Below are 19859 nucleotides of genomic sequence, written 5' to 3'. Positions count from 1 at the left end.
TGCTAGAGTGCCGCCCATGTCTGAATCCACATCTCTGGCCGGCCGCCACATCTTGCTGGCCTTGTCCGGCGGCATTGCCTGCTACAAGAGCGCCGAGCTGACCCGGCTCCTGAGTAAAGCCGGCGCCACGGTGCAGGTGCTGATGAGCGAGGCGGCCGAGCACTTCATCACCGCCGTCACCATGCAGGCCCTGTCGGGCCGCACGGTGGCCACCAGCCAATGGGACGCGCGCGAGCCCAACAATATGGCGCACATCAATCTGAGCCGCGAGGCCGATCTGATGCTGATCGCCCCGGCCAGCGCCGACTGCATCGCCAAGCTGGTGCAAGGCCGGGCCGATGATTTGCTGAGCCTCACCGCCCTGGCGCGGCCCACTGGGCGCTGCCCGCTGCTGGTGGCGCCGGCGATGAACCGCGAGATGTGGGCCCATCCGGCCACGCAGCGCAATATCGCTCAGCTGCGCGCCGATGGCGGCATCGTGCTCGGCCCTGGAAATGGCGAACAGGCCTGCGGCGAGACCGGCGATGGCCGCATGCTGGAAGCGGCCGAGTTGCTGGACGAGCTGATCGCGTTCTTCCAGCCCAAACTCTTGGCCGGCCGCAAGCTCTTGATCACCGCCGGCCCGACCTTCGAAGCCCTGGACCCGGTGCGCGGCATCACCAATCTCTCCAGCGGCAAGATGGGTTTTGCGATCGCACGCGCTGCCGCCGAGGCGGGCGCCGAGGTCACCCTGGTGGCTGGCCCGGTGCACCTGCCCACGCCGCGCCATGTGCGCCGCATCGATGTGCAAAGCGCGCAGCAGATGTTCGATGCCGTGCTGCCCTTGGCGGCGCAGCATGAGCTTTTTGTCGCCACCGCGGCCGTGGCCGATTGGCGGCCGCTGGCGGCCAGCGCGCACAAGATCAAGAAAGACCCGAGCCAGGGCAATCGCCCGCCGGCTTTTGAGATGACCGAAAACCCCGACATCCTGGCGTCCGTGGCGGCCCTGCCGGCCGGGCAGCGCCCGCTCCTGTGCGTGGGCTTTGCGGCTGAGAGCCAGGATCTGGCCCGCCACGGCCGCGACAAGCTGCTGCGCAAAAAGGTGGAGCTCGTCGTCGGCAATATCGGCCCGGCCACCTTCGGCCGTGATGACAACGCCTTGCTCTTGATCGATGCTGAGGGCGAGCGCGAGCTGCCCCGCGCCGACAAGCTCAGCCTGGCCCGTCAGCTGGTGGCCGAGATCGCCCGCCGTTCCTGAACTTCAATTTCATTGCCGATTTCAATGACCACCACCGTCGATCTAAAAGTCCTGGACCCCCGCATGGCCGAGCAGGTGCCCAGCTATGCCACGCCCGGTAGTGCCGGCCTGGACCTGCGCGCCTGCCTCGATGCGCCCATCACTCTGGCGCCGGGCCAGACCACCCTGATCCCCACCGGCCTGGCCATCCACATCGGCGACCCCGGCCTGGCCGCCATCATCCTGCCGCGCTCGGGCCTGGGCCACAAACATGGCATCGTGCTCGGCAATCTGGTCGGCCTGATCGACTCCGACTACCAAGGCCAGCTCATGGTCAGTTGCTGGAATCGGGGTCAGAGTGAGTTTGTCGTCCAGCCTTTCGAGCGCATTGCTCAGTTGGTCTTGGTGCCGGTGGTGCAGGCGGCCTTCCGACGCGTCGAGGAGTTTGGCGACGCCAGCAGCCGGGGCGAGGGCGGTTTCGGCTCGACCGGCAAGCACTGAAACGCGGCCGTCGGCGCCCGCACTGTCGGCACCAAGCCACAGCAGGCGGCCCGGTCTTGCTGGATGCCTTTCCTGCTGATTCTTGGGCCTGCATCAAATGAAGCGGCTTCTCTGCCTTGTTCGGCGCATTGCGGATGGCTGAAAAGCCTTACACCTGCGATAGTTGAAACATCGGTGGGACAGCCGACACAAAGGAGATGCAGATGGCAACACAGCCGCAAGCCGCAGCTGAAGGCGCCGGTGATGTGATCGCAGCACGCATGCGCGCGCTGATGGTGCGCGCACCGATGGCGGTGGGCTTCGTCAAGAACGCTCAGTTCGAGGTGGTCAGCGAACAGTTCAATCACCTCTTTGGTCACGGCGACGACACCGATCTGGGTGGCCAAAGCACCCGCAGCGTGCAGGTGTCCGACCCCTCGCATCAATCCCTGCTCGAGCGCAGCCACGCGGCTTTTGTCAGCGGCAAGCCGCTCGATGACGAGGTCGAGTTCGTGCGCCGCGATGGCAGCCGCTTCTGGGGCCGTTTGCAGGCCACGCCGGTCCATTGGGACCAACCGGGCGGTGAGTCGCTCTGGATCGTCGACGACGTCACCGTCGCGCGTCAGCAGCGCATGCAGCCAACCTGGACGGCCAAGCACGATGTCTTGACCGAGCTGGCCAACCGCCGCGAGTTCGAACGCCGCCTGGCCGAGCATGTGGGCAGCCGTCGCCACGAGCCGGTCTCGGTCTTGTGGATCGATGTCGACAAATTCGGTGAAATCGTGGCCGGCATGGGCGCCGAGGTGGGCGACCATTTCCTCTACGGCCTGGGTCAGTTGCTGATCACCAAGGTGCGTGCCTCCGACCTGGTGGCCCGCCTGGAAGACGACCATTTCGCTGTGTTGCTGCCGAATTGCGACCAGCATTACGCCGAGATCGTGGCCGAGAAAATGCGCTCCGGCATCGCTGCTTACCGCCTGCGCTGGGGCCTGCACCGCACCCGCGTCAAGGCCTGCTTGGGCGTGGTGCAGCTGCAGACTTCGCTGGAGTCGGTCGATGCCGTGCTGGGCGCTGCCGCTCTGGCCTGCACCGAGGCCAAGGCTTCCGGGGGCGACAGCGTGCGTGTCTTCATTTCGGCCGGCGCTTTCGAGGAATTGGCCGGCTGAGCTCAGACCGCCGCTCCGAAACACAGCCCGCCGCTCATGCCGGCGGGCTTTTTTGTGTCCAGCGTTTCAAGCCGCCGAGCCTGGCGTGAGGAAATAGCCGGAAAAACGCATTCTTTTCTAAAGTTCGGCGCGCAGCGGCCGATTCACTCGGGACAATCCTGGCCAACACCAGCAGTTTCGGAGTGTCGCCGCCATGTCCATCGGTCTGTCCACCGCCTTGTCCGGCATTTCTGCCGCCAACGAGCGCCTGCGCGCCTCGGCGCAGAACACGGTCAGCAATGGCGCGGCCGATTTCCGGCGCCAGCAGCTGCAAGCTCAGCAGTCGGATCAAAGCAGCGCTCAGCTGCGTCAGGTGCCTGCCACCGGCCAGTCCGCCGAAGCGGACCTCGCCACCCAGAAGTCCGCAACTTACGCCTTCGTGGCCAATCTGCGTGTCCTGCAGACCCAGCTGCGTGCCAGCGGCACCATGCTGGACATTCACGCCTGAGGCCGGCCCTCAGCGCAAGGGCAGGCGCAGCGTGACCCGGGTGCCGCGCCCGGCTGTGCTTTCGATCTGGATCTGACCCAGCATCAGCTCCTCCACCACCGTCCGCACCACGCTCAGGCCCAAGCCGGCGCCTTCGCTGCCCAGCCGGCCGCTGAAGAAGGGGTCAAAAACCCGCGGCAGCGCTTCGGGTGGGATGCCGCAGCCATTGTCCTGAAGCGACAGGCGCAGGCTGCCGTCCTCTGCGTCCCCTGCCTGCAGTTCGATGTCGAGCTGGCCATCCGTGCATCCTTTGAGCCCATGGTGGATGGCGTTGTCCAGCAACTCCTGCACCACGTTGTGCAGCGATTGCATCGGGCCGAACATGGCCAGCTGGGCAGGCATCTGGGCCTTGATGACGATGCCCGCCGCGCTGCAACGCGGCTGGTAGTGATTGATCAAGCGACGCAGCATGGCGCTGACATCAAAGTCCTGGGCCATTTCCTGCTCGCTGTCGCGCGACAAGCCTTTCAGGCGCTGGATCAGGTGGCCGGCACTCTCCAGCGAACGGTCCACCAGGTCAGAGCATTGCTGCAGCGAGCTCACGGTGTCGCTCAGAGCCTGGCGGCGCAGCGTGCCGTGTTCCAGCCACTGCCCCAGCTCCACGGCCCGGTCGCGGATCACCGATGCGCCCATGCGCGCATTGCCCAGCGGTGTGTTCAGCTCATGCGCCATGCCGACCACCAAGCGGCCGAGGGCCAGCTGTTTTTCCTGCTGCATGACCGTGCGCAGGGCTTGCTCCAGTGAGGCCGTGCGGGCCAATACCCGCGCTTCCAGCTCCTCATTGGCCTGCTGCAGCTCCGTTTCCGCCGCGCGCCGGACGCTGGCTTCGGCTTGCAGCTGCCTCAGGGTCTGCTGCAGCTCGGCATTGCGGGCCGCCAGAGACTGTTCCAGTTGCCCACCGTGGCGGGCCAGCTGTTCGTTCTCCAGGCGCACGCGTTGCAGCTGGAAGACATCGTCCACGGCTCGCGACAGGGTGGCCGTCACGGCCTGCAGGCGCAGCCGTTGAAAGCTCAGCAGGCGCTGGCTGCTGCGCAGGGCCGCAGCGCTGTCGCCGGCCGCCTCGCCGAAGCGCGCGATGACGCGCAGCAGGTATTCGTGCACAAAGCGCAGCGGTTCGCTGGCGGTGCTGAGTTCTTGCTCCATGGCGAGGACGGGCCGCCAGCGCGCGGCATCGGGGTGCTCGCGCCACGCCAGCAACAACTGGGTCAGGCGCATGACGTGGCTGGCGCCGGCGATCTGGCGCCAGACGCTGTTCTCGCTCGAACCTTGCAGGCGCGCCAGATGCTGCCCGCAGGCTGTCGTGCTGCCAGCGAGCACCTCGATATAGGCCAGATTGAGCTGCGAGAGCAGGGCGTCCTCCTGCAGCCCCGCGCGCTCGGCCAGCTGCAAAGCGTCGGTGTGCAGGCTGTGGCAGCGCAGCCAGAGCGGGTGGCCGGGTGGGGCCAGCTGCTCATCGGCAAGGTAAAAGCAGGCCGTGGCGCAATAGGTCAGGATGGGGTGCACGGTGCCTGGCTGCAGCTCCTCGCGTCTTGCCAACAAGGCGTCGCTGGCCTGGAGCAAATCCTCGTACAAGCCGGCCCGCGCCAACACGCGACCACGCATGGCCAGCAACTGCTCGGCCAAAGCCTGTTTCTGTGCCCCCTGGCAGAGCTGCTGGGCACGCTCGAGGCTGGACAAGGACGCGTGGTGCAGGCGCAGCCGCGTCTGCAGCTCAGCCAGCGTGCCCAGGGCCAGCGCTTCGACGATGGGGTCGTCCACCAGAGCGGCGGCCTGCTGGCTCCATTCGTAGGCTTGCTGCAGCTGGGCCACATCGGCTTGGCCGGCATCCGCTTTCAGGCGCAGGCCCAGCTGCAGGACCTGGGCCAGCAGATGGTCGGCGGGCGTGTTCAAGCGGTCTTGCACCTGCTCCAGCAAGGGGGCGGCGCGCGCCAGCTCCATCTGGCTCATCCACTGCTGGGCTTGCAGCAGCTGGGCTCGCACGCTGTGGTCGCTGAAGTCGGCTTCGCCCGACGGGGCGCTCGGTGAACGCTGGGTTACAGGTCTTGACTGAGGGTGCACGTGCGCAAGCTCCGATGTGGGTTCCGGCAGCTTCAGCCCGAAGCGGCTCCGCGATGGCCGGATTGTGATGCCGGGGCTCCGCGTTTGTCAGCACCGCATCCGTGCGAACGCATGCCTGTCAGCTTCAGCGCATCATGGCTTCAGGCGGTACCAGGCCGAGCCGTCGGTTTCGCGGCTGAGCAACTCGATCGCTGCGCCCGGACCGGTGGGCAGCTGGGCCACACCACCCTGGCCACTGCGGAACTTCAGCGTGACGCCGGGCACCGCGAGCACGCGCCAGGACGGCGCAGCCGGGGCGCCTGCTGGCAGGGCCGCGACCCGCCCCAGCTTGGCCAGATAAGCGGCCACGGCCTCGCGGTTTTCATCGGGGGCGTCGATCACGACTTTGCTGGCGTTCAAGCCGGGAAAGCCGCCGCCACCGTGGGCGCGGTAATGGTTGGTGATGACCAGGAACTGCGTTTGGGCATCGAGCGGCCGGCCTTGGTAGCGCAGGTCCTCGATGCGCCGGGCCTGGGCTTGCAGCAGCTGCCCTTCGGCGCTGTAGCGGGCCGGCTGGCTGACGTTGATCGCATAGCTCAGACCGGCTTGACCGTCGGCCAGGGGCGCGGCGTACAGACTGTCGAAGTTGTAGGCGCGGAAGTCATCGTCCAGCAGTTCTTGTTCGGCCGGGCCTGCCGGGTCGATCCGGCGGAACTGGCCGGCCGACATTTCCAGCCACTCGCGCAGCTCGGCGCCGCTGAGCTTGAGCACCTTGATCTGGTTGGGATAGAGATAAAGGTCGGCCACATGCTTGGCGGCCAGGGGGCCGGGCGGAATGTCGGTGTAAAAGTTCCAGCCCTGGCGGCCGCCGGCTTTGAAGGGCGCGGCTGCGGACACAAGCGGCAGGCCTTCAAACGCCGTGCCCTGGACCGCACGCTCAAGATAGGCCAGCTGGGCGCGGGCCACCAGTTCCACGGCGAGGCTGGGCTGCACCTGCGAGAAGTAGCTGTGGATGGCAAGCTCGCTGTGCGCCACCGGGGCCCGCATCGCCTTCAGGGTGTCGCCATGCTCACGCGCGATCACATGGGCGACCATGGGGTCAGCCGCCACCAGGGCGCGGCGGCTGGCGCGATCAAAGATGGGTCGCAGCTCGGCGCGGCTCTGGCTGAGCACCCAGCGTCGGCCCTGACGTTGCAGAGTCAGGTCCACCACGGCCAGGTGATCGCCCCAGCGGCCGGGCATGGCGGCCGGCACGCCGTGGATGCGGCCCTGCACCAGGTCGACGCCGGGGTAGCCGGCGAACTGCGCACTGGGGAACTCGGCATGGGCGTGGCCGAAGAGCAGGGCGTCGATGCCGGGCACACGGGCCAGCTCGGCCACGGTGTTCTCGGCCAGGCGGCCTTGCTCGGTCTTCTCGAAGCCCGAGTGGGCCAAGGCCACGACCAGATCGGCGCCTTGCGCCCGCATTCGGGGCACCAGAGCCCGGGCGGTCTCGACGATGTCGCGCGCCTCGACCTGACCCTGCAGATGGCTGCGGTCCCATTGCATGATCTGCGGCGGCACAAAACCGATCACGCCGATCTTCAGCGTCTGCATCCGGCCGGCCTCGTCCTTGAACTGGCGTTGCAGCAGCACATAGGGGGTGAACGCATGGCGTGCTTGGCCTTGTGCGCCGCGCTCCATGACATTGGCACTGACGTAAGGAAAGCTGGCGCCGGCCAGGGCCTGGCGCAAAAAGGGCAGGCCGTAGTTGAACTCGTGGTTGCCCACATTGGCGGCGTCCACGCGCAGCAGGTTCAACACCTTGTAAGCGGGGTGGGTCTCGCCCGCCCGCAAAGGCTGGATGCGCGCGACCTGGTCACCGAGCGGGCTGCCCTGCAGCAGATCGCCGTTGTCGAACAGCAGGTGGTTCGGCGCCTCTTCGCGGGCGCGCTGAATCAGCGGAATGGTCTTGGCCAGGCCGTAGTCCTCGGTCTCACGGTCCTGGTAGTAGTCGTAGTTCAGCAGATTCATGTGCAGATCGCTGGTCTGCAGCAGGCGCAGCTTGAGGACGGGCGGCGGGGCCGCTTCGGCCGGCAGCGGGCCACTCAAGCTGAGGCTCAGGGCGATGAATGAACACAGGACAGAGATGCGGCGCATGGGGCTGAGCAGAGCGGCTGCTGAAGAAAGGCGGAGAAGGGCGCATGCTATCCGCTCCAGGGTTAGCTCTAGGGTTTCATGCCCGGGGCTGTGCCGCCAATCCGCTACGCTGGAGCCTGGGGCGGCTGCCTGAACGGCGTCGCCCTTGTCTGGAGCCCGGATTGCGCCGCCACCTATGGCGCGGACCGGTGCGCTGGCTTCTTTCGACAACAAAGCCTTAGCGCGTGATCCGCGCAGGAGTGCCGTATGAGTCCTATCCCCCCGCCGGGCCAGCTGGATCCGCTGCCGCCCGCGTCTGACGCAGCTGCTGCTGCGCCAACCCCCGCCTACGAGGGCCTGCGCCTGCATGTGCCCGAGCCGACCGGCCGCCCCGGTTGCCACACCGATTTTTCCTACCTCCACCTTTCGCCTGCCGGCGCCGTGCGCAAGCCCGAGCTCGATGTGGCGGCGGTGGATACGGCGGACCTGGCCTACAGCCTGATCCGCGTGCTCGATGAAGACGGCGTGGCCCGTGGCCCCTGGGCGCCCGAGCTGAGTCCCGAGCAGCTGCTGCGCGGCCTGCGCACCATGCTCAAGACCCGGGTGTTTGACAGCCGCATGCTGATCGCCCAGCGCCAGAAAAAGCTCAGCTTCTACATGCAAAGCTTGGGCGAAGAGGCCATAGGCAGCGCCCACGCCATGGCGCTGCGCGATGGCGATATGTGCTTCCCTACCTACCGCCAGCAAAGCCTGCTCCTGGGGCGCGAGGATGTGCCCCTGGTGGAGCTGATCTGCCAGCTCTTGTCCAACGAGCGCGACCCGCTCAAGGGCCGGCAGCTGCCGGTGATGTACTCGATCAAGAAGGCCGGCTTCTTCACCATCAGCGGCAATCTGGCCACGCAGTTCATCCAGGCTGTGGGTTGGGGCATGGCCTCGGCCATCAAGGGTGACACCAAGATCGCCTCGGGCTGGATCGGCGATGGCGCGACCGCCGAGTCTGATTTCCACACCGCGCTGACTTTTGCCCATGTCTACCGCGCGCCGGTGATCCTGAATGTGGTCAACAACCAGTGGGCGATCTCGACCTTCCAGGCGATTGCCGGCGGCGAAGGTACGACCTTTGCGGCGCGTGGCAGTGGCTGCGGTATCGCCTCGCTTCGGGTGGACGGCAATGATTTCCTGGCGGTCTACGCAGTTTCGCAGTGGGCGGCCGAACGCGCGCGGCGCAATCTGGGCCCGACCCTGATCGAATGGGTCACCTACCGCGCCGGCCCGCACTCGACCTCGGACGACCCGAGCAAATACCGCCCCGCCGATGAATGGCAGCGCTTCCCCTTGGGCGACCCGATCGCGCGCCTGAAGCGTCATCTGATCGACCGCGGCCTCTGGAGCGAGGCCCAGCATGAGGCCTTGCAGAAGGAGCTTGAGGCCGAAATCATTGCCGCGCAGAAGGAAGCCGAGCGCTTCGGCACCCTGGCCGATGGCCACATCCCCAGCATCGAGTCCATGTTCACCGATGTCTACAAAGACATGCCCGCGCATTTGAAAGATCAACTGGCGCAGGCGCGCCACTATGGAGGTCGGCCATGAGCGGCAAACCGGTTGCACAGATGGAAGCTCAGCTGGCGCTGGCGGCTGAATCCGCCGAGGCCAACCCGGCCCGCTTGCCCATGACCATGATCCAGGCCCTGCGCTCGGCCATGGACGTGATGCTGGAGCGCGACCCCGATGTGGTCATCTTCGGCCAGGACGTGGGCTACTTTGGCGGCGTGTTCCGTTGCACCGACGGCCTGCAGGCCAAGTACGGCAAGCAGCGCGTCTTTGATGCGCCGATTTCCGAAGGCGGCATCGTTGGCGTGGCCGTGGGCATGGGGGCTTATGGCCTGCGCCCCGTGGCCGAGATCCAGTTTGCCGACTACTTCTACCCGGCCTCGGACCAGATCGTCTCGGAAGCGGCGCGCCTGCGCTACCGCTCGGCCGGTGACTTCACCGCGCCCTTGACCATCCGCATGCCCTGCGGCGGCGGCATCTATGGCGGCCAGACGCACAGTCAAAGCCCCGAGGCGCTCTTCACTCATGTTTGCGGCCTGCGCACCGTCATGCCGTCCAACCCGTATGACGCCAAGGGCTTGCTGATCGCGGCCATCGAGTGCGACGACCCCGTTATTTTTCTGGAGCCCAAGCGCCTTTACAACGGCCCCTTCGATGGCCACCACGATCGGCCCTCGACGCCCTGGTCGGCCCACCCGCTGGGCTTGGTGCCGCAAGGCCACTACAGCCTGCCGCTGGACCAGGCCGCGGTGTTCCGTCCCGGGGCAGACATCACGGTGCTGACCTACGGCACCATGGTCTGGGTGGCCGAAGCGGCAGCGCGCGAGACCGGCATCAATGCCGAGATCATCGACCTGCGCTGCATCTGGCCGCTGGACCTGGACACCATCATTGCCTCGGTCAAAAAGACCGGCCGCTGCGTGGTGCTGCATGAGGCCACACGCACCAGCGGCTTTGGCGCCGAGCTGGTGGCCCTGGTGCAAGAGCATTGCTTCTACCACCTCGAGGTGCCGGTGGAGCGCGTCAGCGGCTGGGACACGCCGTATCCGCATGCCCAGGAATGGGATTACTTTCCGGGCCCGGCCCGCGTCGCTGCGGCCCTGCAGCGCGCCATGGAGAAATGAAGATGAGCAGCGAACATGTGATCAAGATGCCCGATATCGGCGAAGGCATCGTCGAAGTGGAAGTGGTGGCCTGGCGCGTGCAGGCCGGAGACCAGGTCAGCGAAGACCAGATCCTGGCCGATGTGATGACCGACAAGGCCACGGTGGAGATTCCCTCGCCCGTGAAAGGCCGTGTGCTGGCGCTGGGTGGTGAGGTGGGCGAGTTGATGCGCGTGGGCTCGGCCCTGATCCGCATCGAGGTGGAGGGCGAGGCCGGTGTTTCGGCAACTGCGGCTTCTGCTGCAACTGCACCCGCACCGGCGCCGGCGCCGGCACCTGTTTCTGCCGCCGCGGCGCCGGCTCCCGTGCCAGCCCTGGCACCCTCGCCAACTCCCGTCGCGCCGCCTGCCGTGGCCGCCCATGCCCCGCAAGACCTGGGCCTGAGCCTGGCTGACAAGCCCATCGCCTCGCCCTCGCTGCGCCGCCGCGCCTGGGAGCTGGGCGTGGACCTGGCCCAGGTGCGCGGCACGGGTCTCGGTGGCCGCATCATGCAGGCCGACCTGGATGCGTTTGTCGCCAGCCATGGCAGCCAGCTGCGTCCGCCTGCGCCTGCTGCCGCGCCTGCTTCGGTTGCGGCTGCAACTGCAGCTGCACCGGCCAGTGCTCCGCGCCTGCCCCGCTCGGGCTCGCGCGGCGATGGCGTCGAAGCCATACGCATCGTCGGCCTGCGCCGCAAGATCGCCGAGAAGATGCAGGACGCGAAACGCCGCATCCCGCATTTCAGCTATGTCGAAGAGGTCGATGTCACCGAGCTGGAAGCGCTGCGCCTCAAGCTCAATACCCAGTACGGCGCCAGCCGCGGCAAGCTGACCTTGTTGCCCCTGCTGGCCCGGGCGATTGTGCGCACGCTGCCGGATTTCCCGCAGATCAATGCGCGCCTGGACGACGAGGCGGGCGTGATCAACCGCTTCGACGCGGTGCATCTGGGCGTGGCCGCGCAAACGCCGGCTGGGCTGATGGTGCCGGTGCTGCGCCATGCCGAGAGCCATGATTTGTGGAGCTGTGCCGCCGAGATTCGGCGTTTGGCCGAGGCCGCCCGCAGCGGCCGCGCCACCCGCGACGAGCTCAGCGGCTCCACCATCACCATCTCCAGCCTGGGCGCACTCGGCGGCATCGTCACCACCCCGGTGATCAACAGCCCCGAGGTCGCCATCGTCGGCGTCAACCGCATCGTCGAGCGGCCCATGATCCGCAACGGTCAGGTGGTGGCGCGGCAGATGATGAACCTGTCCTCCTCCTTCGATCACCGCGTGGTCGACGGTCAGGACGCGGCCGAGTTCATCCAGGCTCTGCGCGGTCTGATGGAGTCGCCGGCTTTGCTCTTCATCGACTGAGTTGGGGCAATCGCAGCCGAGGGCGGGTCCGCAGGGGCCTGCCCTTTTTCTTTTCAGGATGCTGGCCTGAGCGCGTGTGGTGCAGCATCAAGCCTTCTCGGCCGCGCCCCATTGCCGCACATAGGCTGGCGCCGGCTCTCTGTTGTCGGCCGCTGCCTGTGGTGCTGCTTGGGCCAGGCGAAGGGGCAGCACGCCGGTCCACACGGGCAGATGCAAGTCTTCCTCGTCGTCCTGCGGCGGGCCGCTGCGGACCTTGCAAGCGGCTTCATCCAGTGGGATGCGCAGTACGGTGGTGGCGGCGAACTCTTTGTCATTGCCGCGCCGGGCCTCGTGCTCGCGGCCGGGGGCGATCTTGTGCATGAAGATGTCCATGCTCGCCCGCTTCTTGGCTTCATCACGAACCGCTTCGAACTGACCGTAGATCATGCAGGCGCGGTAGTTCATCGAATGGTTGAAGGCCGAGCGGGCCAGCACCAGGCCGTCAAGCAGGGTGAGGGTGACGCAGGCTTGGGTCTCGGGGCGCAGCAAGGTCTTGACCATGCGGCCGCCGTTGGAGCCATGGATGTAGAGGTGATCGTCCTCGCGCCAACAGGCCATGGGGATGCAATGGCTGCCGCGTTCGTCGGCGAAGGCGATGTGGCAGAGGTAAGCGGCGTCAACGATGGCGTGCACGGTCTCGCGCTCGTAGCGCGCGTTCTCGGCCACGCGGCGCACACGGGTGCGGTCACTGGGCGCGTTGGCTGGGCGGGGAGGGACTGGGTTCATGGTGTCGTAGAAAAAGTGGAGCTGATGAGCAAGTGAAAGCCGGCGCGCGCAAGAAATTCAGAGCGCAATGTAGTGGTCGCCTGGTTCCAGGAGAAGATCCAGGTTCCGCTAATTTCATAGAACCACACCGAACCACGGATAGAGCCATGGATCACGCGCTCCTGATCTCCCGCTACGCCGCCCAGCAAGGTCAGCCTGGCTGGTCGCGCCAGCGTCTGCTGCATGAGGCCTTGCGCCATGCGATCCGCAGCGGCAGCCTGCCACCCGGCAGCCGTCTCTTGGCCAGCCGCGCCTTGGCGGCCGAGCTTGGTTGGGCGCGCAACACCGTGATCTATGCCTATGAACAGCTGGCCAGCGAAGGCTGGATCAGTGCGGGTCGCCGTGGCACGGTGGTTCATGCGCGCCCGGCTTCGGTGCTGGCGGGCGCGGGTAGGTCGGTGGGTCCTGGGGCGCTGGCAGCGCGAGACCTGCCAGCGCCAGCGCCTGAGAACCTCGGTCTGTCACGTCGCAGTGCGAGCCTGGCTTGTCTGCCCGTGGCTGCGGATCTGGCCGCGGCCTTTGCACCCGGCGTGCCGGCGCTGGATGCGTTTCCGCTTGATCTGTGGCGCCGCCTGATGATGCGGGCCTGGCGTTCGCTGGTCAGCAGCCAGCTCAACTACGGGCCGCCCGCGGGCGAGCCGGCCTTGCGCGATGCGATTGCCGCGCATCTGCGGGCCTCGCGGGCGGTGCGTTGCAGCGCCGAACAGGTCTTCATCACCGACGGCACGCAGGCCAGCCTGGACCTGTGCGCGCGCGCCTTTGCCGATGCGGGCGACAAGGTCTGGATCGAAAGCCCGGGTTATGGCGGCGCCTTGACCGCCTTCCGCGCCGCTCAGCTGCGACCGATCGGCATCACGGTGGACGCGCACGGCCTGGCACCGCGGCCACAGGATTGGCTGCAGCACCGGCCGCGTCTGATCTATGTGACGCCTTCTCACCAGTACCCCAGCGGCGCGGTCATGAGCCTGGAGCGTCGCCTGGCCTTGATTGCTCAAGCTCGACAGGCCGGAGCTCTGATCATCGAGGACGACTATGACAGCGAGTTTCGTTACGACGGCCCGCCGCTGGCAGCACTGCAGGGCTTGGGCACCGACATCGACACCCTGGATGCGGCACAGCCGGCCAGCGACGCGCCCGTGCTCTACCTGGGAACCTTCAGCAAGACCTTGTTCCCGGGCCTGCGCATCGGTTTCATGGTGGTGCCGCCCGAGCGGGTGCAGCTGCTCCATCACCTGCTGGCCCGTTCGGCGCCGCGCGGGCGCGCGGCCGAACAGCTGGCCTTGGCTGAGTTCATGCGCGAGGGACATTTCGGCCTGCATCTGCGGCGCATGCGCCGGCTCTACCAGCAGCGGCGCGATGCCTTGGTCGCGGCGCTGGAGCGGCAGCTCGGCGAAATCGCCCAGGTGCGGGGCGCCTCGGCCGGCATGCACCTGGCGCTGTGCTTCGAGCCCGAGCTGGGCCTGGACGACCAGGCCATCAGCGCCGCCGCCCTGCAGGCTGGCATCGTCGCGCCGGCCTTGAGTCAGCACCGCGTCGGCCGCCGCGCCAGCGCCTGGTCCGGCTTGATGCTCGGTTATGCCCAGGTGCCGGCCGAACAGATGAGCGAACGAGTGGAGCGTTTGGCAGCGCTGATCCGTGCACGCCTTGGCGGTACCGAAGGTGAAAGTCAAGGCATGAAAAAAAAGGCCTGACGCTAGGGGCGGCAGGCCTGGGCTTGATGCAGCGGGCTGGAGTGATCCAGCCCGCGTCTCAATGCGGTGCGTCTCAGGAGCAGCTGGCGGCGTTCACACCTTTGGCGTTCTCTGCGTACTCTTCGATCTGGTCGAAGTTCATGTACTTGTAGATCGCTGCGCCGTCCTTGTTCACCACGCCCATCGCCTCGTGGTATTGGGCCACGCTGGGGATGTGGCCCAGTTTGGACGCGATGGCGGCCAGCTCGGCCGAGGCCAGGAACACATTGGTGTTCTTGCCCAGACGGTTGGGGAAGTTGCGGGTCGAGGTGGACACCACGGTGGCGCCTTCGCGCACTTGCGCCTGGTTGCCCATGCACAGCGAGCAGCCTGGCATTTCGGTGCGCGCACCGGCGGTGCCGAATGCCGCGTAATGGCCTTCCTTGATCAGCTCGCTCTGGTCCATCTTGGTCGGCGGGGCGACCCACAGCTTGACCGGGATGTCGCGCTGGCCGCCCAACAGCTTGGCTGCGGCGCGGAAGTGGCCAATGTTGGTCATGCAGGAACCAATGAAGGCTTCATCGATCTTGGTGCCGGCCACATCGGACAGGGTCTTGGCATCGTCCGGATCGTTCGGGCAGCACAGGATGGGTTCCTTGATGTCGGCCAGGTCGATTTCGATGACATGGGCGTACTCGGCGTCCTTGTCGGCTTCCAGCAGATTGGGGTTGGCCAACCAGGCTTCGACCTTTTCGATGCGGCGCTGCAGGGTGCGGGCGTCGGCATAGCCGTCGGCGATCATGTTCTTCATCAGCACGATATTGCTGCTGAGGTATTCCTTGATCGGCTCGGGGTTCAGCTTGACGGTGCAACCAGCGGCGCTGCGCTCGGCCGAAGCGTCGCTGAGCTCGAAAGCCTGCTCGACCTTCAGGTTAGGCAAGCCTTCGATTTCCAGGATGCGACCCGAGAAGGCATTGATCTTGCCGGCCTTGGCGACGGTCAGCAGACCGGCCTTGATGGCGTACAGCGGAATCGCGTGCACCAGATCGCGCAGGGTGATGCCGGGCTGCATTTCGCCCTTGAAGCGCACCAGCACTGACTCAGGCATGTCCAGCGGCATCACGCCGGTGGCGGCGCCGAAGGCCACCAGGCCAGAGCCGGCCGGGAAGGAGATGCCGATGGGGAAGCGGGTGTGCGAGTCGCCGCCGGTGCCGACGGTGTCGGGCAGCAGCAGACGGTTCAGCCAGCTGTGGATCACGCCGTCGCCAGGACGCAGGGCCACGCCGCCGCGGTTGGAGATGAAGGCGGGCAGTTCGCGGTGGGTCTTCACGTCCACCGGCTTCGGGTAGGCCGCGGTGTGGCAGAACGATTGCATCACCAGGTCGGCGCTGAAGCCCAGGCAGGCCAGGTCCTTCAGCTCGTCGCGGGTCATCGGGCCGGTGGTGTCTTGCGAGCCGACCGTGGTCATCTTGGGCTCGCAGTAGGTGCCGGGGCGCACGCCCTGGCCTTCAGGTAGGCCAACAGCGCGGCCGACCATCTTCTGCGCCAGGGTGAAACCGGCGTTCGTGGCGGCCGGTGCGGCCGGCAGGCGGAACAGGGTGGCGGCGGGCAGGCCCAGGAACTCACGCGCCTTGGCAGTCAGCGAGCGGCCGATGATCAGGTTGATGCGGCCGCCGGCGCGCACTTCGTCGAACAGCACATCGCTCTTGAGCTTGAACTCCACCAAGGTGGCGCCGTCCTTCACGATCTTGCCTTCGTAGGGAAGGATGTCGATGACATCGCCCATTTCCAGCTTGGACACATCCACTTCGATCGGCAGGGAGCCCGAATCTTCTTGCGTGTTGAAGAAGATGGGGGCGATCTTGCCGCCCAGGGTCACGCCGCCGAAACGCTTGTTCGGCACAAAGGGGATGTCCTGGCCGGTGGCCCAGATCACGCTGTTGGTGGCGGACTTGCGGCTGGAGCCGGTGCCGACCACATCGCCGACGTAGGCGACCAGATGGCCCTTCTTCTTCAGGTCCTCGATGAATTGCATCGGGCCGCGCTTGCCGTCTTCCTCAGGTTTGAACGCTGCGTCCGGACGGGTGTTCTTCAGCATGGCCAGGTAGTGCAGCGGGATGTCCGGGCGGCTCCAGGCGTCGGGGGCGGGCGACAGGTCGTCGGTGTTGGTTTCACCGGGCACCTTGAAGACGGTGACGGTGATCTTCTTCTCCACTTCAGGGCGGCTGGTGAACCACTCGCCCTCGGCCCAGCTCTGGATCACGTCCTTGGCCTGTGCATTGCCGGCCTTGGCTTTTTCGGCCACGTCGTGGAAGAAGTCGAACATCAAGAGCGTCTTCTTCAGCGCAGCGGCGGCGGTGGCGGCCACGCTGGCGTCGTCCAGCAGGTCGATCAGGGGCTTGACGTTGTAGCCGCCGACCATGGTGCCGAGCAGCTCGGTGGCCTTGGTCGTGGAGATCAGGGCGACCGCCAGGTCACCATGGGCCACGGCGGCCAGGAAGCTGGCCTTGACCTTGGCTGCATCGTCCACGCCCGGGGGCACGCGGTGGGTCAGCAGGTCCAGCAGGAACTCGCCTTCACCGGCGGGAGGGTTCTTGATCAGCTCGATCAGCTCGGCCGTCTGCTTGGCATCCAGGGGCAGGGGCGGGATGCCCAGCGCGGCGCGCTCGGCGGTGTGTTGGCGATAGGCTTGCAGCATGATGAGCTCTCCAGGTGTTGCGAGGGGTGTGAGGGTGAGACGGTTTCAGGTGGCCTTGGGCGTGATGACCTTGAGGCCCTTGAAGTAGTCACGGAAGAAGGTCTCGTCGTGGGTGATCAAGGCATTGCATTGCAGCAAGGCATGAGCGCCCACGATGAAATCGGGAACGGTGCGTTGGCGCAGGCCGCCGCGGCTGCGGTAGCGGCGCTGCATTTCGCCGGCGCGGATGGCGGCTTTTTGCTCGACGGCATGGAAGCGGATGCCCATGTCTTCCAGGGCCTGCATGGCCTGGTCGCCGTCTTGCAGCGAGGAGCAGATCTCCGACACCACCACATCGCAGACCACCACCGGGCCCAGGGACAGGGCGTCGCGCAGCGCAGCCTCGGCCAGGTCGGCGCGCTCGCTGTCGCTGAGCAGGTCGACGAGGACGGAGGAGTCGATGGCGATCATGGGCGTTGGCGTGTGGCTCGTTGGTCTTACTGATCGAGCGGGTCGCCGGGGGCGCGGCCGCGCACGGCGCGCATGGCGTCGTCGACGGAGGCAAAGCCATCCAGCTTGAACTTGCCGCGGGCGCGCGAGATGGCGTCGTCGACGTTCTTGCGCAGGATGATGCGGCCGCCTTCGAGCTCGACCTTGAGGATGGTGCCCTTGGTCAGGCCCAGTGCATCACGCACGGCCTTGGGCAGGGTGATCTGCCCGCGCTCAGCGACGGTGGCTTCCATGGGCTGCTCCGCAGTATGCGTTTGAAAGTATGTATTGATTATACGTACTTGCTCCGCCTGCCGGCAAGCAAGGCGCCGGCCGCGGCGGCATGGAGTATGGCAAGAAATCAAGTCCCTGGCCGCTTACCGGCTCGTCCAGCAGGGGCGAAAAAAAGGCAGCCGAAGCTGCCTTTTCTCTTGTGCACTGGTCTTTGAATCAGACCGGCTTGACCAGCTTGGAGCGGGCCCAGGCGTCGGCTGCGCGGCCCGGGGTCGTGTCCTCGGCCTTGACGCGTTCCAGCAGCTCGGCGACACGGTCGCCAATGCGGCTGACTTCGGCCATCACGGCGGATTCTTCGCCTTCATTGCGGTACTCGCGCGCCACGCTGATGATGCCGCCGGCATTGACCAGGTAGTCGGGCAGGTAGCAGATGCCGCGTTGTTGCAGGGTGTCGCCGTCTTCCACGGTGGCCAGCTGGTTGTTGGCGGCGCCGGCGATCAGCTGGGCGCGGATGGTGGGGATGCTGCTGGCATTCAGCGATGCGCCCAGGGCGCAAGGCGCCAGCACGTCCACATCGGCCGAGAGGATCTCATGGATGCCCACGACGGTGGCGCCCAATTGCTCTTGCGCGCGGGCCACCTTGGCGGCGTCCACATCGGCCACCACCAGCTTGGCGCCGGCCTTGTGCAGGAACTCGGCCAGGTGCCAACCTACGGCGCCCAGGCCTTGCAGGGCCACGCGCACGCCGTCCAGCGAGCTGCGCTTCAGGTGCAGGCGCACGCCGGCTTCGATCGAGACGAACACGCCCCAGGCGGTCTTGGGGCTCGGGTCGCCACCGAAGGCGCCGGCGCGCGGGATGCCGCTGACGAACTGCGTGTGGGCCTGCATGCCCAGCATGTCGGCCGTGGTGGTGCCCACGTCTTCGGCTGTGATGTAAGCGCCTTGCAGCGATTGCACGGCGCGGCCGAAGGCGGCGAACAGGGCGGGGCGGTCGAAATCGCCAGCCGGCTTGATGATCACGGCCTTGCCGCCGCCGAAGGGCAGGTCGGCCAGGGCGTTCTTCAGGCTCATGCCTTGCGAGAGGCGCAGGGCGTCGTTCAGCGCGGCCAGCTCGTTGTCATAGGTCCAGAAACGGCAGCCACCGAAGGCCGGGCCGCGGGCGGTGCTGTGCACGGCCAGGATGGCCTTGAGGCCGGTTTCGGCGTCGGCGGCCAGCAGCACGCGTTCATGCGGCTTTTGATCGGGCAGACCGAACAGCGAAGAAGGGATGGAGGCGGCCGGAGCAGCGGCAATCGCGCGGGCGAGATCGTTCATGGTGGTAGGCACTCGTGATGCAGACAAAGTTCGCAGGGCCCACCGGACAAGCAGGCCCCAAAAAGAAGCGCTCGCTTGTGGCGAACGCAGCCGCACAGTGTACGTGCTGGCGCGATTCTGCCCCTGGCCGGCCCCGCGAGGCGGCGGTCAGACTTCGCGCTTTGTCGAGTGAGCTTTGTCGTCCTGACCTGAACTCAGAGGGTGAGAACTTTTGTAGCGAGCGGCAGTCAGACTAGGCGGGCGGAGCGCAGGAACCGGAACGTACTCGATGTACGTGAGGATTCCGAGCATTCGGCCAACGACGTATGGTGGCCGCGCAGTAAAAAGTTCTCTCCCTCTCAGGCCGAGGCCTGGAAACCGCCGCGGCGCAGGGTCAGCACCAAGGTGTCGCGGTGGCCATGTGCGGCCGTGGGCTGGATGGGCGTGGTCTCGTGGATCACACGTTCGTCGTCCAGCAGCAGCAGGGTCCAGGGCTCGTTCATGGTGAAGCGCTGGCCCTGCGGGCCATGGGCCTCGAACACGCGCGACTCGCCGCCCTTGATGCCCTGGCGGTCGATCAGAAACACGGCCACGAAATCGACGCCGTCACGGTGCGCGCCTTCCGGTGTGGGGCGGCCGATGCCGTCGGTGGTGTCGATGCGGAACTGGTGGGCTTCGATGAACCAAGCCTGCTCTCCCTTCAGCCGCGAGGCGATTCCGGCCAGGCCCAGCAGCAGCTGGCGCCAAGCAGGCAGGGCCACGGCGGCCTCGGCCATGGGCTCGAACCAGCGCTCGATGCCGCCGTGCAAGGCGTTGTAGTCCAGCGGCTGCCAGTGTGCGCGGTGTGGTGCTTGGGCCAACTGGCCCGCCTCGGCGACAAAGCAGCCATGGCGGCGGTAACGGTAACGGCCGCCGTCACGCAGATAGGCGTCGGTCGGCAGGTCGTTCCAGAAGGGGCTCAGCGCGGACAGGTCCTGGGCCGAGAGCTGCAGGCAGTCCGGCAGGCTGGCGGGGGCCAGCACCGCGGCCCCCTGGCTGCGCAGCTGCGCTTCGAAGTCAGCGGCGGGAACGTAGGGGGGCGTGAACATCGCGGCGGGGTCT

Annotated in this window: 16 protein-coding genes; 8 read left to right on the top strand and 8 right to left on the bottom strand. The window is 66.8% G+C overall.

Annotated features, from left to right (window positions below; genetic code table 11):
* Window positions 1–16 precede the first annotated feature (16 nt).
* The 4 genes from coaBC to ACQY39_RS17390 all read left to right on the top strand — a co-directional run bounded on the left by coaBC (window position 17) and on the right by ACQY39_RS17390 (window position 3349).
* Window positions 17–1237, top strand: a complete 1221-nt coding sequence (gene coaBC, locus ACQY39_RS17405; protein ID WP_428508333.1) for a bifunctional phosphopantothenoylcysteine decarboxylase/phosphopantothenate--cysteine ligase CoaBC — start codon at window positions 17–19, stop codon at window positions 1235–1237.
* Between the two features lie 24 nt (window positions 1238–1261).
* Window positions 1262–1717 (top strand): dUTP diphosphatase, encoded by a 456-nt coding sequence (dut, locus tag ACQY39_RS17400; protein WP_428508331.1) that lies wholly within the window; start codon window positions 1262–1264, stop codon window positions 1715–1717.
* Between the two features lie 203 nt (window positions 1718–1920).
* Window positions 1921–2862 carry a diguanylate cyclase domain-containing protein gene (locus tag ACQY39_RS17395; protein WP_428508329.1) on the top strand — a complete coding sequence of 314 codons (942 nt, stop codon included), beginning with the start codon at window positions 1921–1923 and terminating at the stop codon, window positions 2860–2862.
* 193 nt (window positions 2863–3055) lie between these two features.
* The gene (locus tag ACQY39_RS17390) at window positions 3056–3349 is read left to right on the top strand and encodes a flagellar basal body rod protein (protein ID WP_428508327.1); all 294 of its coding nucleotides are present in this window, start codon (window positions 3056–3058) and stop codon (window positions 3347–3349) included.
* Window positions 3350–3358: 9 nt separating this feature from the next.
* Here ACQY39_RS17390 and ACQY39_RS17385 read toward each other — a convergent pair whose 3' ends face one another.
* Complete coding sequence (locus ACQY39_RS17385; RefSeq protein WP_428508325.1) at window positions 3359–5368, bottom strand: ATP-binding protein; 2010 nt, start codon at window positions 5366–5368, stop codon at window positions 3359–3361.
* 210 nt (window positions 5369–5578) lie between these two features.
* Window positions 5579–7564, bottom strand: a complete 1986-nt coding sequence (locus ACQY39_RS17380; protein WP_428508323.1) for a bifunctional 2',3'-cyclic-nucleotide 2'-phosphodiesterase/3'-nucleotidase — start codon at window positions 7562–7564, stop codon at window positions 5579–5581.
* A gap of 246 nt (window positions 7565–7810) precedes the next feature.
* Between ACQY39_RS17380 and ACQY39_RS17375 the strand changes: the two genes are divergently transcribed.
* The 3 genes from ACQY39_RS17375 to ACQY39_RS17365 are packed head-to-tail and all read left to right on the top strand — an operon-like array spanning window position 7811 to window position 11591.
* The gene (locus ACQY39_RS17375) at window positions 7811–9133 is read left to right on the top strand and encodes a 3-methyl-2-oxobutanoate dehydrogenase (2-methylpropanoyl-transferring) subunit alpha (RefSeq protein WP_428508321.1); all 1323 of its coding nucleotides are present in this window, start codon (window positions 7811–7813) and stop codon (window positions 9131–9133) included.
* Between the two features lie 20 nt (window positions 9134–9153).
* Complete coding sequence (locus tag ACQY39_RS17370) at window positions 9154–10218, top strand: alpha-ketoacid dehydrogenase subunit beta (RefSeq protein ID WP_428510871.1); 1065 nt, start codon at window positions 9154–9156, stop codon at window positions 10216–10218.
* A gap of 2 nt (window positions 10219–10220) precedes the next feature.
* Window positions 10221–11591, top strand: a complete 1371-nt coding sequence (locus tag ACQY39_RS17365; RefSeq protein ID WP_428508319.1) for a dihydrolipoamide acetyltransferase family protein — start codon at window positions 10221–10223, stop codon at window positions 11589–11591.
* Between the two features lie 87 nt (window positions 11592–11678).
* Here ACQY39_RS17365 and ACQY39_RS17360 read toward each other — a convergent pair whose 3' ends face one another.
* Entirely contained in the window at window positions 11679–12356 is a 678-nt protein-coding gene (locus ACQY39_RS17360) for a pyridoxamine 5'-phosphate oxidase family protein (protein WP_428508317.1), read from the bottom strand.
* A 146-nt stretch (window positions 12357–12502) separates the two neighbouring features.
* On the opposite strand from ACQY39_RS17360, the gene ACQY39_RS17355 reads away from it, so the two are divergent.
* Entirely contained in the window at window positions 12503–14086 is a 1584-nt protein-coding gene (locus ACQY39_RS17355) for a PLP-dependent aminotransferase family protein (RefSeq protein ID WP_428508315.1), read from the top strand.
* A 73-nt stretch (window positions 14087–14159) separates the two neighbouring features.
* Here ACQY39_RS17355 and acnB read toward each other — a convergent pair whose 3' ends face one another.
* From acnB to ACQY39_RS17330, 5 genes are all read right to left on the bottom strand, one after another.
* Window positions 14160–16763 (bottom strand): bifunctional aconitate hydratase 2/2-methylisocitrate dehydratase, encoded by a 2604-nt coding sequence (acnB, locus tag ACQY39_RS17350; protein WP_428508313.1) that lies wholly within the window; start codon window positions 16761–16763, stop codon window positions 14160–14162.
* Between the two features lie 45 nt (window positions 16764–16808).
* Window positions 16809–17213 carry a type II toxin-antitoxin system VapC family toxin gene (locus ACQY39_RS17345; RefSeq protein WP_428508311.1) on the bottom strand — a complete coding sequence of 135 codons (405 nt, stop codon included), beginning with the start codon at window positions 17211–17213 and terminating at the stop codon, window positions 16809–16811.
* 26 nt (window positions 17214–17239) lie between these two features.
* Window positions 17240–17485 (bottom strand): AbrB/MazE/SpoVT family DNA-binding domain-containing protein, encoded by a 246-nt coding sequence (locus tag ACQY39_RS17340; protein ID WP_428508309.1) that lies wholly within the window; start codon window positions 17483–17485, stop codon window positions 17240–17242.
* Between the two features lie 196 nt (window positions 17486–17681).
* The gene (locus tag ACQY39_RS17335) at window positions 17682–18779 is read right to left on the bottom strand and encodes a Leu/Phe/Val dehydrogenase (RefSeq protein WP_428508307.1); all 1098 of its coding nucleotides are present in this window, start codon (window positions 18777–18779) and stop codon (window positions 17682–17684) included.
* A 338-nt stretch (window positions 18780–19117) separates the two neighbouring features.
* The gene (locus ACQY39_RS17330) at window positions 19118–19846 is read right to left on the bottom strand and encodes a 2OG-Fe dioxygenase family protein (protein ID WP_428508305.1); all 729 of its coding nucleotides are present in this window, start codon (window positions 19844–19846) and stop codon (window positions 19118–19120) included.
* Between the last annotated feature and the right edge of the window lie 13 nt (window positions 19847–19859).

The sequence above is a fragment of the Roseateles sp. genome (genome assembly GCF_965262435.1).
GTDB lineage: Bacteria > Pseudomonadota > Gammaproteobacteria > Burkholderiales > Burkholderiaceae_C > Paucibacter_A.
The sequence above is the reverse complement of the archived record's forward strand: the minus strand, read 5'-3'. Positions and strand labels throughout refer to the sequence as shown.